Consider the following 13,382-nt stretch of genomic DNA (forward strand, 5'->3'; position numbering starts at 1 on the left):
CATGTACGAAGATGCGGCCCACACCGCCCCTCATGGATAGCCAGACGAACCGGACTAGATCACGCCCTGCTCGAGCATCGCGTCGGCCACCTTCATGAAGCCCGCAGCGTTGGCCCCCACCATGTAGTTGCCGGGCTTACCCAGCTCCGCCGCCGTCTCCAGCGAGGTGTGGTGGATATCGTGCATGATCGCCGCAAGCCGCGCCATGACGTCGTCGAAAGACCACGACTGCAGCTCCGCGTTCTGCTGCATCTCCAGCGCCGAGGTAGCCACGCCACCAGCGTTGGCCGCCTTGCCCGGCGCATAAATGATGCCCGCCTCCTGCGCAACCTCGATCGCACCCGGAGTCAGCGGCATGTTCGCGCCCTCGGCGATGAGTCGGATTCCGCCCATCTCCATCGCCCGGACATCCTGGGCATCAACCTCGTTCTGCGTGGCACACGGCAGGGCGATGTCGGCGTCGATACCCCACACCTTGCCGCCCGCGTGGTAAATCGCATTCGGGCGGGCCTCCGCATACTCCGAGACGCGCCCGCGGCGCACCTCCTTGATCTCCTTCAGCAGCGGCACATCGATCCCATCCGGGTCAAACACCGCGCCGGAGGAATCCGAGATCGACACCGCCTTCGCGCCCACCGCCTGCAGCCTTTCGATCGCATAGATGGCCACGTTTCCAGATCCGGACACGATCGCCGTCTTGCCCTCCAGGTTCTCGCCGACCTCGCCCAGCATCTCGTCGACGAACATCACGAGGCCGTAGCCTGTGGCCTCCGTGCGGCCGCGCGAGCCGCCCCAGCCAATGCCCTTGCCTGTCAGCACGCCCGCCTCATTACGACGAGCGAGGCGCTTGTACTGGCCGAACATGTAGCCGATCTCGCGCGCACCCACACCGATATCGCCCGCCGGAACGTCGATATCCGCACCGATGTGCGAGGACAGTTCATTCATGAACGCCTGGCAAAAGCGCATGACCTCGTTGTCGGACTTGCCGTGCGGGTCAAAATCCGACCCGCCCTTACCGCCGCCGATCCCCTGGCCCGTCAGCGCATTCTTAAAAATCTGCTCGAAGCCGAGGAACTTAATAATCGACAGCGTCACCGACGGGTGGAAACGCAACCCACCCTTGTACGGGCCCAGCGTCGAGTTGAACTGGATGCGGTAACCGCGGTTGACGCGCACCTTGTTGTTATCGTCCTGCCAGGCCACGCGGAACATGATCTGACGCTCAGGCTCGATAATGCGCTCGAGGATCGCCGCCTCCTGGTAGTCCTTCCGCTCCAGCAGGAGAGGCTCGAGGCTCTCGATCACTTCACGAACTGCCTGCTGAAACTCAGGCTGAGTGGGATTACGCTTCAGTGCCTCTTCATAGACACGCTCTAGCTGTACATCCATTCCAACTCCTCACATTGATCAGCGGGATCCTTCAGACCCCGGACGTTTGCCAGAATAATTGACCTCAAAAGGATGGCATAGAGATTCTCATAAATTGGCCAGTGTTTTCGACCTCAGTTTTACCCTATGACAGCCAGCCAAGAGAAGCCGCCCTCCCCAGGGCTTACCTTGCTGCACCCGAGTCGGGCTGGCGGGTCTGCGCTCGTCAAGGCTTCCGGCTCTTCCCAGCTGAGAATGTATTGGGGAGGTGGGGCGCGGGCCGAGGGTGTGGGTGCCGCGGTGAGAGGGCCGGCGAGTGCCGCGGTACGGGCCGCCGGTCGGGCGCCGGAGGACTCCAACCCAAACGCCCAGACCGGGAAGAGGCGCTAACCCTCTTCCTCTTCCGTGGGATCCTCGCACAGGAGCATCTTCTCCACCAGGCGGTAACGCGAACCCATCTCCTCCACCACGTCGGCCGTCAAGATCGGCGCCGGCCCGTGGCCCTTGATCCACTCGGCAGCCCTCTTACGAACCGCGTTACGCACGTACTCCTTGCCGAAGGCCCGCGGCAAACCTTCCTTTGCCTCCAACTCCAGCCAGTACGTCGCCGAATCCGGCGTAAACGCCTGATCGCCCAACACGAACTCACTATCGCCCGAATCGTAGGATGCCCCAAACTCGAGCTTGCACTCCGCGATAATCAGGCCCCGCGCCTTCGCGATCTCAAAGGCCCGCTCGTACAACTGCAAAGAAATGTCGCGCAGCTGCTCTGCCTGCTCGTGACCCACCATGTCGCACGTTTCGGTGAAGCTGATCGTCTCGTCGTCGTGACCGGCCTCCCCCTTTCGGGAGGGTACGAACAGAGGTTCCGGGAGCCGATCGCCCACCTTCAGCCCTTTCGGCACATCCTGACCGCCGACAGTCCCCGCGCACGAATACTCCTCGAATGCGCCCACAGTCATGTAGCCCACCACCGTGCATTCAATCGGATACATCCGCAGCCGCTGCACCAGCATCGCGCGACCCGCCACCTCATCCGGCACGTCAGTGGAAAGGAAGTGGTTGGGCACCACGTCCTCCAGCTTGTCGAACCACCACGCGGCAATGGCCGTGAGCGTCTGCCCTTTGCCCGGGATCACACTCGGCAGCACCCGGTCGAGCACCGCAATGCGATCCGACGCAACAAGGATCACCGTATCCCCAGCCGTGTGGGCCAAGGTATGAACGGGCTGATAGACGTCATGAACCTTGCCCGTGTAGACACGGGTCCAATTCGGAATGATCGACGGTAGTTGCACGTGGCCTCCTTCCGGCCTCTGCGTCCTTCCAGTGTAGCCCAGTTACCACCCGAGCGATATCCCCATTCCACCTTCTAGCTCGAGAAATGCGGCCAGCGAACCCCCCGCCACCCGTCACCCCGCGCGGCACGCAGAACTCACGGCACAGAAAAGGGAGGGCCGAAGCCCTCCCTCCCCTAGGCGCCTAGCGCTTAGCGAGCCGCGGCGATACGCTCACGGAACTTGTCCAGCTGCTCAAGGATCGGAGCCGGAACCTTGTCGCCGAACTGAGCGAAGTACTCCGCAGTCGAATCGATCTCGGCCTCCCAGGCATCCGGGTCGGTAGCGAAGAGCTTGTCCCACACCTCGTCGGTGATCTCGTCGAGACCGTCCAGGTTGAAGTCCTTCTTGTACGGGTAGTTGCCGGTCATGCCATCGATGGCGTCAACCTCGCCCGCCACGCGGCGGATAACCCAGTCAAGAACGCGGGAGTTCTCGCCGAAGCCCGGCCACATGAAGTGACCCTCTTCGTCCTTACGGAACCAATTGACCTGGAAGACGCGCGGGAACTTGTCGCCCAGCTTGTCCTGCATCTCAAGCCAGTGACCCCAGTAGTCGGCCATGTTGTAGCCGCAGAACGGGAGCATCGCGAACGGGTCGTGACGCAGCGAGCCGGCCTTCACGTCCGTCGCAGCGGCCGTGACCTCGGACGCGACCGAGGCGCCGATGAACACGCCGTGAGCCGGATCCTTCTGCTCGGCAACCAGCGGGACGTTCGTGGCGCGGCGGCCACCGAACAGGATCGCGTCGATCGGAACACCAGCGGGGGCCTCCCAATCGGGGCAGATGATCGGGCACTGCGAGGCGGGCACCGTGAAGCGCGAGTTCGCGTGAGCGGCCGGCGTGCCGGACTCCGGGGTCCAGTCGTTGCCGTGCCAGTCGATGAGGTGATCCGGGGTCTCGCCGTCGATGCCCTCCCACCAGACGTCGCCGTCGTCAGTCAGCGCAACGTTGGTGAAGATGGAGTTCGCGCGGGCGGTCTCCATCGCCATCGGGTTCGTCTTGTAGGACGTACCCGGGGCGACGCCGAAGAAGCCGGCCTCGGGGTTAATCGCGTAGAGGCGGCCGTCCTCACCCGGGCGGAGCCAGGCGATGTCGTCGCCGATGGTCTCGACCTTCCAGCCCGGGATGGTGGGCTGGAGCATGGCGAGGTTGGTCTTGCCACACGCCGACGGGAACGCCGCCGTCACGTGGTACTGCTTGCCCGTCTCCTCGTTGGTGAAGCGCAGGATGAGCATGTGCTCGGCCATCCAGCCGTCGCGGCGAGCCATCGTCGAGGCGATGCGCAGCGCGTAGCACTTCTTGCCGAGCAGGGCATTTCCGCCGTAGCCGGAGCCGTAGGACCAGATCTCGTTCGTCTCCGGGAAGTGGGTGATGTACTTTTCGTCGTTGCACGGCCAGCTCGTGTCAGGGCGCTCGTTGCCCTCGGCGTCGATGAGCGGATAGCCCACCGAGTGAACCGCCGGAACCCATATGCGGCCCTCGCCGATCAGCTTCAGGGCCTCGGTGCCCATGCGCGTCATGATGCGCATGTTGACGACGACGTACGGAGAGTCGGTCAGCTCAATGCCGAGCTGCGAGATCGGGCCACCGAGCGGGCCCATCGAGAACGGGATGACGTACATAGTACGACCACGCATCGAGCCACGGAACACGCCGTTGGGGCCGATGAGGGTCTCCTTCATCTCCTTCGGATCGGCCCAGTGGTTGGTCGGGCCAGCATCCTCTTCCTTCTCGGAGCAGATGAAGGTACGGGACTCAACGCGCGCCACGTCGGACGGCAACGAACGAGCCAGGAAAGAATTGGGGCGCTTCTCCGGGTTCAGGCGGGTGAACACACCGGCCTCAACCATCTCGCTGGTGAGACGATCCCACTCTTCGTCGGTGCCGTCTGCCCAGTAGATGTCCTTCGGCAGAGTGATGTTGGCTACCTCAGCCACCCACTCCACAAGATCGTTAGGCGCAACTTCCGGCGCGCCTGCGCGGACGTCCTCAACAGTGAACGCAGTTTCAGTCATCGCATTTCCTCCTAGAGACCGGCGATGTTGGATTACTTCCACATCCCATTATTGTTAAGGAAAGGGTATTTCCCATGGGACTAACGGGCATTGAGCGGTTAGCGCAATTCCCTTGTCTCATCCTAATGTGGGCCACCAACGATCCGCCTGCGCTACGATGCAACGCGGTACAAACGGCGCAAATCCGCCGCGTAGTCGACGACGCCGAGACGCCGGCGGCCCCGCACCGCGGGGCCGCGCCAGGCAGGCCGACGCCCACCTCACGTCTGTGCACGCATTCCTAGCCGAGCAAGCGATGCCGCACGATCGTCTGCGCCCTCTCCGGGCCCACCCCGATCGACGAGATCCGGCACCCGGACAGCTCCTCCAGCCGCAAGATGTAGGCCTGCGCATTGGCCGGAAGATCCGCAAACTCCCGGCAGTGCGAGATGTCCTCCACCCAGCCCGGCAGGTATTCGTAGATCGGCTTGGCGTGGTGCATGTCCGACTGGTTCTCCGGCATGTCCTCCACGCGCGCCCCGTCGATCTCGTAGGCCACGCACACCGGAATCTGCTCGATCCCCGTCAACACGTCCAGCTTCGTTACCACGATGTCCGTCAGCGAATTGATTCGCGTTGCGTAGCGTGCCACGACGGCGTCGTACCACCCGCACCGCCGCGGGCGCCCCGTCGTCGTGCCATACTCCCCGCCGACCTCGCGCAGCCGCTCGCCGGCTTCGTCCAGCAACTCCGTGGGGAAGGGCCCCTCGCCCACACGCGTGATGTAGGCCTTCGCCACTCCGACCACCCGGTCGATCCGTCGCGGGCCCACGCCCGAGCCCGTGCAGGCGCCGGCCGCCGTCGTCGACGACGACGTCACGTACGGATACGTCCCGTGGTCGATATCCAGCATGACAGCCTGCCCGGCCTCGAACACCACCGTCTTGCCCTCGTCCAGCGCGCGGTTAAGCTCCGCCGAGGAATTGAAAAGCATCGGACGGACCCGATCCGCGTAGGCGAGCAGCTCCTCCGTCACGACGTCGACGTCGAACGTGGCCTCGCCCAGCGCTGCCAGCTGCGCGTTCTTCTGGTGCAGCGCGCCTTCCACCTTTTGCCGCAGGATCGAGGGGTCAAACAGGTCCTGGACGCGGATGCCGATCCGGTTCATCTTGTCCGCGTAGGTGGGGCCAATGCCCCGGCCCGTGGTGCCGATCTTGCGCTTACCCAGCAGGCGCTCGTTCGCCCCGTCAATCTTCTTGTTGTAGGAGGGGATGATGTGGGCGTTCGAGGAAATCCGCAACCCCGACGTGTCCACGCCGCGCGCTGCCAAATCCTCCAGCTCTTCAAACAGCACGTCCAGGTCGACCACCACACCATTGCCGATCACCGCCGTACATCCCGGCGTCAGGATGCCCGCCGGCAGCAGGTGCAGGGCAAACTTTTCCTCGCCCACGATCACCGTGTGGCCGGCGTTGTTGCCCCCGTTAAACTTGACGACGTAGTCGACCTCTGCGCCGAGCTGGTCCGACGCTTTGCCTTTACCCTCGTCTCCCCACTGGGCCCCGACGATCACGATTGCTGGCATGCTGTCCTCACTTGTCTCGGCTTGTCGGTCTCTTCCCATGGCAGGCCAACCTCTCAGCCTACCGACCTAGTCTAATGCGTACCACCATCCGGGAGGCGGTGGTCCACATTTTGAGGGAATATGTCCCGACGCTCGGACAACCGCCCCGCCACGCTCACGCCCGGGCGTGGCAACATCGCGAGCCCACACCGCGTAGCATCCGCCGGCACACAGGCGCCGACGCCGCACACGAAAATGGGGCGGCCGAAGCCGCCCCATTCCTTCGCCTGAATTACTTCATGCGCTTGCCAGCCGAGCCCAGACGCTCAGCAGCCTCGACCACGCGAGCGGCCATGCCGGCCTCAGCCAGCTTGCCCCACGAGCGCGGGTCATACATCTTCTTGTTGCCGACCTCCTGGTCGACCTTGAGCACGCCGTCGTAGTTGCGGAACATGTGATCCACCACCGGGCGAGTGAAAGCGTACTGCGTATCCGTGTCCACGTTCATCTTGATGACGCCGTTGCGGACAGCGGTGGCGATCTCCTCGGCGGAGGAGCCGGAACCACCGTGCATGACCAGGTCGAACGGGGACTCCTTGCCGACCTTCGCGCCGACCTCAGCCTGGATCTCGCCCAGCAGCTCCGGGCGGAGCTTGACGTGACCCGGCTTGTAAACGCCGTGGACGTTGCCGAAGGTCAGAGCGGTCAGGTAACGACCGTTCTCGCCCAGGCCCAGTGCCTCGACGGTCTTCAGCCCATCCTCAGCGGTGGTGTACAGCTTCTCGTTGATCTCACCAACGACGCCGTCTTCCTCGCCACCCACAACGCCGATCTCGATCTCGAGGATCGTGTTCGACTTCTGCGACAGGGCGAGCAGCTCCTTGGCGATCTCCAGATTCTCGGCGAGCGGCACCGCCGAGCCATCCCACATGTGCGACTGGAAGAACGGCTCACGACCAGCGGCGACCTCCTTCGCGGAGAGCTCCATGATCGGACGGATCCACGAGTCGATGTTCTGCTTGGCGCAGTGATCGGTGTGCAGGGCGATCGTCACGGGGTAGTTCTTGGCGACCTCACGAGCATACGCGGCCAGGCCAAGCGAGCCCGCCACGCGATCCTTGATCGTGGAGCCGGAAGCGTACTCTGCGCCGCCGACCGAAACCTGGATGATGCCGTCCGACTCCGCCTCCGCGAAACCCCGGAGGGCCGCCGTCAGGGTCTGCGAGGACGTCACGTTAATAGCCGGGTAGGCGAACTTGTTGGCCTTCGCCCGATCCAGCATCTCGTCATATACTTCACGCGTTGCGATACCCACGTGTGCTCCTTTGCGTTGGAAACCTAACGCCCTAATTATCTCACGGATTTGGTAAAGCGTGTAGCCAATTAGTCCCCGGCTGAAAAGTGTTGCACGACGACGGCGCCGCGCCTCTAGACAACGCGCGCCACCCTCCGCGCCCTGCGACCGGAGAGCGTAGGATCAAAAAAGAGAGGAGGATCATGGTTATTTCAGATCCAAACGAAGCAGCCGCCGCGCTCGCGCAGGTCATGCGCGGAAAACGTACGCTCGCCATCACCGGTGCGGGCGTGTCCACAGACTCCGGCCTGCCCGACTACCGCGGCCAAGGCACCACCGAAAAACCCTCCATCGACTACGACATGTTCACCGCCGACCCCGTCTGGCAGCGCTGGGTCTGGCAACGCAATCACGAAACGTGGCGCCAGTTCCAGGCCCTCCAGCCCTCCGGGGCGCACACCGCCCTCGCCCGGCTGGAGACCGCCGGCCTGATCGGAATCGCCACCCAAAACATCGACGGGCTCCACACCAAGGCCGGCTCGAAGCGTGTATGGGAACTGCACGGCTCCTTCGACCGCGTGCGCTGCCTCGACTGCGGCGCGCGCTTCCCGCGCGCCGATTACGCCGCCGACCTCGAAGCCCTCAACCCCAACTGGCCTCAATACGACCGTGACCCCGCCGTCCTCGCCACCGCCGACCGCCCCGAGGCCGAAGCCTCCACCTTCAAGGTCGCCCCCTGCCCGGTGTGCGGCGGACTCGTTAAGCCCGACGTCGTCTTCTTCGGCGAATCCCTGCCCGCCTCCATGGGCGACGCCATGGAGGCCGCCCGCGAGTGCGAGGTCGCGCTCGTGGCCGGCTCCTCGCTCGTCGTGAGCACAGGGATGTGGATCGTGCGGCAGGCCTACGCCGCCGGTGCCACGCTCGCCATCATCAACTACGGCCCCACCGCCGCCGACACCGTTGCCGACATCCGCATCGACTGCGGGGTCTCCCCCACGCTCACCGCGCTCGCCGATGCCCTCTGCTAAGCCGATGCCAGCACAAGGATGCCCGCATACACCATCGGGGACCAGCGTCTCAGCGCCATCCGAACGTCGTCGTCAAAACAACCATCCGGTAATCACTACGTAACCGTAGCTCTAAAAGTTTTGGCGCATAGCGAACCGCCAATTAGTCTTGAACAGTCATCTCCGTCGGTTGCACATGAAAGGCAAGATGATGGCCCACAGCAAGGATGCCCACGCGCACATTGACCTCCCAAGTCTCCCGCAAGGCGTCAGTCCCGTCCTCCAGCAAGAACGCAACCTCCCGTGGCACATCTTCTTCGGAGGGCTACTTGCGATCACCCTTGTCGTCTTCACCTTGTGGTCCGAGGACTACGTGGGCGCCGGCCACCGGGCGATCCTCATCACCACCATCATCTTCGCCTTCTTCATGGCGTTCAACATCGGCGGTAACGACGTCGCCAACTCCTTCGGCACCTCCGTCGGCGCGGGCACCCTCTCACTCAAGCAGGCACTCGTCATCGCGGCGATCTTCGAGGTCTCGGGCGCCGTCTTCGCCGGCGGGGAAGTGACCGACACCGTCCGCTCCGGCATCGTCGACCTAGGCGCCATTTCCGGCCTCGACCCCCTCGAGTTCGCCTACATCATGATGGCCTCCCTCCTCGGCGCCGCCATCTGGCTCCTCCTCGCCACCCGCATGGGCTGGCCCGTCTCCACCACCCACTCCATCGTCGGCGGCATCGTCGGCGCCGCGCTCACCGTTGGCTTCATCACCGGCAAGGGCGGCTGGTCCATGGTCCAGTGGGGGCAGGTCGGCCAGATCGCCATCTCGTGGGTGCTCTCGCCCGTGCTCGGCGGCGTCGTCTCCTACCTCCTCTTCCGCGGCATCAAAAGCTCCATCCTTAGCTACAACGAGGCTGCCGAAGTACAGCTCGAGGCCGTCCGTGCTCAGAAGAAGGAGCTCAAGGCCCGCCACCGCGAGCTCTTCGACTCCCTGAGCGAAAAGGAACAGAAGGAGTACACCAACGCCCTCACCCGCGACCTCGCCGCCATGCGCGAGGAAGACTGGGAGGTCGACGACCTCGAATCCGACTACTTCAAGGAACTCCACCAGATCCAGGTGGAAAAGGCGCTCATCGAACCGCGCCGCGCCATCGAGACATGGATCCCGCTACTGGCCGCCGGCGGGTCCCTCATCATCTCCGGCATGATGCTTTTCAAAGGCCTGAAGAATCTCCACCTTGGCGTAACCAACGTGGGCAACCTGCTCATCATGGGTATGATCGCCGCCGTCGTCTACATGTCGGTCTATATCTTCTCCCGCACGATGAAGAAGAAGAACCTCGAGCGCTCCACGTTCCTCCTGTTCTCCTGGATGCAGGTGTTCACCGCGTCGGCTTTCGCCTTCTCCCACGGTTCGAACGACATCGCTAACGCGCTCGGCCCCTTCGTCGCTGTGCTTGACGTTCTCAGGAGCGGATCGATCGTGGAGGAATCGACCGTGCCTATGGCCGTCATGGTTGCGATGGGCATCGGGCTCATCGTCGGCCTGTGGTTCATCGGTCGCTATGTGATCCGGACCGTCGGTTCCGGCCTCACCGAGATGCACCCCGCCTCCGGCTTCTCCGCCGAGCTTTCGGCCGCCGCCGTGGTCATGGGTGCCTCCTTGCTGGGCCTGCCCGTGTCCTCCACCCACATCCTCATCGGCGCGGTACTCGGCATCGGCATGGTCAACCACAACACCAACTGGGGCCTGATGAAGCCAATCGGCATGGCCTGGGTGATCACCCTGCCGGTATCGGCGACCATCGCCGCGGTTGCGGTGTCGATCATGCGGGTGGTTTTCTAAGCTGGCAAACGGCAACCCCGTCCCTCCGTGGGACGTTTTGGGCCGCATCTTCGTATATATGAAGATGCGGCCCAAAACGTCCCGCTAAAGTCTACCAACGAGCGGTACCGGCGGCTTGAGGTGCTTGCGCTCGCGGATGAGCGCCAATAAATAAGCCTGCGTTTCCTCCCAATGCTCAAAAATCTGGGAATAGCTCAGCGAGACCGTCTCATACCCCAGCATCCGGGCGCGCTGAATCCGCATATAATCCCTGTTGCGTTGCTCCCTGGTGGAGTGTGCGAAGTCGCCATTACACTCCACTATCAGTGAGCTACCAACCACCATGTCCACCCACCCCACCGTAGGGATTTGCACCTGGGGGCGCACGGGTATCCGGTTCGAAAGGAAGAACAACCGCACTCGGGTCTCCAGGCCTGATTGGGAGTGGTCGGTGGCCCATCCCAGCACACGTTGCTTCTTGTAGGGCAGATCGCGAATCAATGCCTCGACCTCCGCTACCTCGATCAGCCCCATGTTCAGCGCGGACTCTAGCACCATAAGCCCGGTCTCTGCGTCGTGAAAGCGTAACACTTGGTGAACAGCATCCCAGGGGGCGGGGATGAGGTCGGGGGCGTGGCGTCGGCTATGAACGGTGACATTTCGGGCTTTGACGATCGCTTGGTTCCGGCGGGTCAGAATGTGCAGATCCCGGTGAGGAACCCACATTCCGTACAGCTTGCACGCACTTTCGCACGCAATCGCCCCGCCGAGCCCGACCGCCCGAACCGCATCGGCATTCGCGTGAGGCAGGGCGTAGATACCGCGGCCGAGCCGGAGCAGGTGTCCAGCCTTTACCGCTTTGCCGCGAGCGCTTTTAGACTGCAGGCCTATGAGCGGGAGGTCTGCCGCAGTCGCCAGACCGAACTTCCGCCTGGCCAACTCGGGGGTCCAGATCTGTGAATGAGCAGGGGCGATGAATTCGCCCTGCCCGCCCGGACTACCGAAAAAGGGAGGCTCGTTGACTAGCCAGGGAGGCGGGCTTTCTTCCGCGTTGGCGAGCCAGGCCGCGCCGGCAACTTCAGTGTTGTGATGATTGAACATCCTTCAAGTGTGGCCGGTCGAAGTAGACCAGCTCCCCGGCGAACGGGCGAAATGTGAATAGGCGGCGCACCTGAGTGGGCCGTGGATAACTTTCCGCTAAATCAGCGGTATCGCAGCGGCACAATCGGCCCGCCCTGACGGGGCTGGCGGAGTTGTCCGCCCTTGGCGGGACGATTTGAGCCGCATCTTCGCATATATGAAGATGCGGCTCAAATCGTCCCACGAACGGACGTCAGCCGGCCGAGAGGCGGCGGCGCAGCTCCGCCAAGATCGGAAGGTCGGCCGGTGCCCACTGGACGTCCCCAAGTTCCTCGACCCCAAGCCAGCGCGCCTGCGCGTGCTCGGTGAACTGCGGCTTCGGTCCGACCAGGTCGCAGAAATATGCATCCAGGATGACCCGCCCGAACGGATAGTCATAGATCCCGCGGCCGACGAACTGCTCGACCTCCGTCTCCGTCAGCAGCTCCTCACGGATCTCGCGTGCCAGCGCCTCCTGCGGGCTTTCCCCGGGCTCGACCTTCCCGCCCGGAAACTCCCAGTAGCCGGCCATGTTCTTGCCCGGCCCCCGCTGCGCCGCCAAGATCTGAGTGCCCCGCTCGCCCGCATCCCGGCAGAATACGGCCCCGACCACGTGGATCGTCTTCGTCGGCGCGCTGTCGCCCGCGCCCGTATCAGCGCCACCGGCACCACCAACGCCACCGGCACCGCGAAGCGGCCGGTGCTGCCTGACCCACTCGTGCTGGGCGATGGCCGCGGCGGCGGCCACATTGAGCGAGCGCGTGGAGCCGTATTGCGGGATGTAAACCGCCTGCGGGCACACGGCCCGCAGCTCGTCGGAGATTCCCACGGATTCCTGTCCGAACACGAGCACGGCCTTCTGTGGTAGAGCGGCGGTCTCGATGGGTTCGGTGTCGCCCGTGTTGTCGACGGCCACGAGCGTATACCCCGCCTCCGCCGCCCACTGCGCGAGGGCTGCCGCGTCGGGCCTGTGGTAGATGTTGAGGTAGCGGTCGGTGACGAGTGCGCCGCGCCGGTTCCACTTCTTCCGCCCCACGATGTGGACGCCACCCACGTTGAATGCGTTCCCCGTGCGCACGATGGACCCGATGTTGAGGTCGTGCTCGAGGTTTTCGATGGCGATGTGTAGTGCCGACCTGCTCTTTTCAAGCTCCGCGTGGATCTCCTCCACGCTCCAGTAGCGGAAGCGATCGGTGACGTTGCGCCGATCGCCGGCCGCCAGGAGTTCGGGGTCGTAGCGGGGATCCTCGGGTAGCGGTTCGCCTGGGTGCTCCTCGACCCACGGCCCGACCCCGACGATTCCCCCGATCTTCTCCCCGTTTCCCCAGGTCAGGAAGCCGTGCGGGTCGTTGTCTGTCACTTTTCCTCCTCGAGGTCGGACGCCTCAAAGAGCGCCAGGTTCACGACGCCGTCTTCGCCCGGTTCGCCGGCCCTGCCAGTCTTAGCCGCCCTCACGACGACGGCGAGGCCTGCCACCTGCGGATCGCCCACCTGCGGGCCATTCTCCCCCAACGCATCCGGCCCGGCGGACGGCCCGCCCGGCACCTGGGCGGCGTCGAAGCCCACCACGACCACTGGCCCGCCGACCGCCGGCACGATGGCGCCAGCCTCGACCGTGAAGGCATCGAGGTACTGGCCGCGCGATGCCGCCGCGTGGAGGATGGCTGTGGAGATCGCGAGCGCGAGCGGCCCCTCGCCCCCGATGGCCTCGATGTTGCCGGGGCCGAGCCCGGCTTCTTCGAGGAGGTCGAGCATGGCGTGGCCGAGGAGGGGCGCGGCCTCGCGGTGTAGTGCGGCGGTGAGGGGGTCGAGTTCGCGCAGGTAGTGAGCGAGGCGCGCTTTGGGTGCGTCGTTAATGTCCATGCTCA

Annotated in this window: 10 protein-coding genes; 2 read left to right on the forward strand and 8 right to left on the reverse strand. The window is 64.1% G+C overall.

Annotated features, from left to right (window positions below):
• Nucleotides 1–54 precede the first annotated feature (54 nt).
• The 5 genes from gdhA to fbaA all read right to left on the reverse strand — a co-directional run bounded on the left by gdhA (nucleotide 55) and on the right by fbaA (nucleotide 7,584).
• Nucleotides 55–1,392: an NADP-specific glutamate dehydrogenase gene (gene gdhA / locus J2S45_RS09855; protein ID WP_307635279.1), complete on the reverse strand. Its 1,338-nt coding sequence runs from the start codon at nucleotides 1,390–1,392 to the stop codon at nucleotides 55–57.
• 365 nt (nucleotides 1,393–1,757) lie between these two features.
• A complete protein-coding gene (locus tag J2S45_RS09860) occupies nucleotides 1,758–2,669 on the reverse strand; it encodes a phosphoribosylaminoimidazolesuccinocarboxamide synthase (RefSeq protein ID WP_307635280.1) in 912 nt (303 codons plus the stop codon).
• 191 nt (nucleotides 2,670–2,860) lie between these two features.
• Entirely contained in the window at nucleotides 2,861–4,726 is a 1,866-nt protein-coding gene (locus tag J2S45_RS09865; RefSeq protein ID WP_307635281.1) for a phosphoenolpyruvate carboxykinase (GTP), read from the reverse strand.
• A gap of 280 nt (nucleotides 4,727–5,006) precedes the next feature.
• Nucleotides 5,007–6,290 (reverse strand): adenylosuccinate synthase, encoded by a 1,284-nt coding sequence (locus tag J2S45_RS09870; protein ID WP_296932021.1) that lies wholly within the window; start codon nucleotides 6,288–6,290, stop codon nucleotides 5,007–5,009.
• 271 nt (nucleotides 6,291–6,561) lie between these two features.
• Nucleotides 6,562–7,584 carry a class II fructose-bisphosphate aldolase gene (fbaA, locus tag J2S45_RS09875; RefSeq protein ID WP_296932024.1) on the reverse strand — a complete coding sequence of 341 codons (1,023 nt, stop codon included), beginning with the start codon at nucleotides 7,582–7,584 and terminating at the stop codon, nucleotides 6,562–6,564.
• Nucleotides 7,585–7,766: 182 nt separating this feature from the next.
• Here fbaA and J2S45_RS09880 point away from each other — a divergent pair, with 182 nt between their 5' ends.
• A complete protein-coding gene (locus J2S45_RS09880; protein ID WP_307635282.1) occupies nucleotides 7,767–8,591 on the forward strand; it encodes a Sir2 family NAD-dependent protein deacetylase in 825 nt (274 codons plus the stop codon).
• A gap of 187 nt (nucleotides 8,592–8,778) precedes the next feature.
• Complete coding sequence (locus J2S45_RS09885; RefSeq protein WP_307635283.1) at nucleotides 8,779–10,416, forward strand: inorganic phosphate transporter; 1,638 nt, start codon at nucleotides 8,779–8,781, stop codon at nucleotides 10,414–10,416.
• 84 nt (nucleotides 10,417–10,500) lie between these two features.
• Here the strand turns inward: J2S45_RS09885 and J2S45_RS09890 are convergent, their stop codons facing one another.
• The 3 genes from J2S45_RS09890 to J2S45_RS09900 form a co-directional block, all read right to left on the reverse strand.
• Nucleotides 10,501–11,496, reverse strand: coding sequence for a type IV toxin-antitoxin system AbiEi family antitoxin domain-containing protein (locus J2S45_RS09890; RefSeq protein WP_307635284.1), 996 nt, complete (start codon nucleotides 11,494–11,496; stop codon nucleotides 10,501–10,503).
• 232 nt (nucleotides 11,497–11,728) lie between these two features.
• Nucleotides 11,729–12,874, reverse strand: coding sequence for a TrmH family RNA methyltransferase (locus tag J2S45_RS09895; protein WP_307635285.1), 1,146 nt, complete (start codon nucleotides 12,872–12,874; stop codon nucleotides 11,729–11,731).
• Nucleotides 12,871–13,377: an orotate phosphoribosyltransferase gene (locus J2S45_RS09900; protein ID WP_307635286.1), complete on the reverse strand. Its 507-nt coding sequence runs from the start codon at nucleotides 13,375–13,377 to the stop codon at nucleotides 12,871–12,873. Before J2S45_RS09900 ends, J2S45_RS09895 begins: the two co-directional genes overlap by 4 nt.
• Nucleotides 13,378–13,382 lie beyond the last annotated feature (5 nt).

Origin of the sequence: Trueperella abortisuis (assembly GCF_030811095.1) — a bacterium.
GTDB classification, from domain to species: Bacteria; Actinomycetota; Actinomycetes; order Actinomycetales; family Actinomycetaceae; genus Trueperella; species Trueperella abortisuis.

Coding starts and splice junctions, on each gene's coding strand:
- gdhA (WP_307635279.1), bottom strand. CDS start 1,392: ATGGATGTACAGCTAGAGCGTGTCTATGAAGAGGCACTGAAGCGTAAT.
- J2S45_RS09865 (WP_307635281.1), bottom strand. CDS start 4,726: ATGACTGAAACTGCGTTCACTGTTGAGGACGTCCGCGCAGGCGCGCCG.
- J2S45_RS09870 (WP_296932021.1), bottom strand. CDS start 6,290: ATGCCAGCAATCGTGATCGTCGGGGCCCAGTGGGGAGACGAGGGTAAA.
- J2S45_RS09880 (WP_307635282.1), top strand. CDS start 7,767: ATGGTTATTTCAGATCCAAACGAAGCAGCCGCCGCGCTCGCGCAGGTC.
- J2S45_RS09885 (WP_307635283.1), top strand. CDS start 8,779: ATGATGGCCCACAGCAAGGATGCCCACGCGCACATTGACCTCCCAAGT.
- J2S45_RS09890 (WP_307635284.1), bottom strand. CDS start 11,496: ATGTTCAATCATCACAACACTGAAGTTGCCGGCGCGGCCTGGCTCGCC.
- J2S45_RS09900 (WP_307635286.1), bottom strand. CDS start 13,377: ATGGACATTAACGACGCACCCAAAGCGCGCCTCGCTCACTACCTGCGC.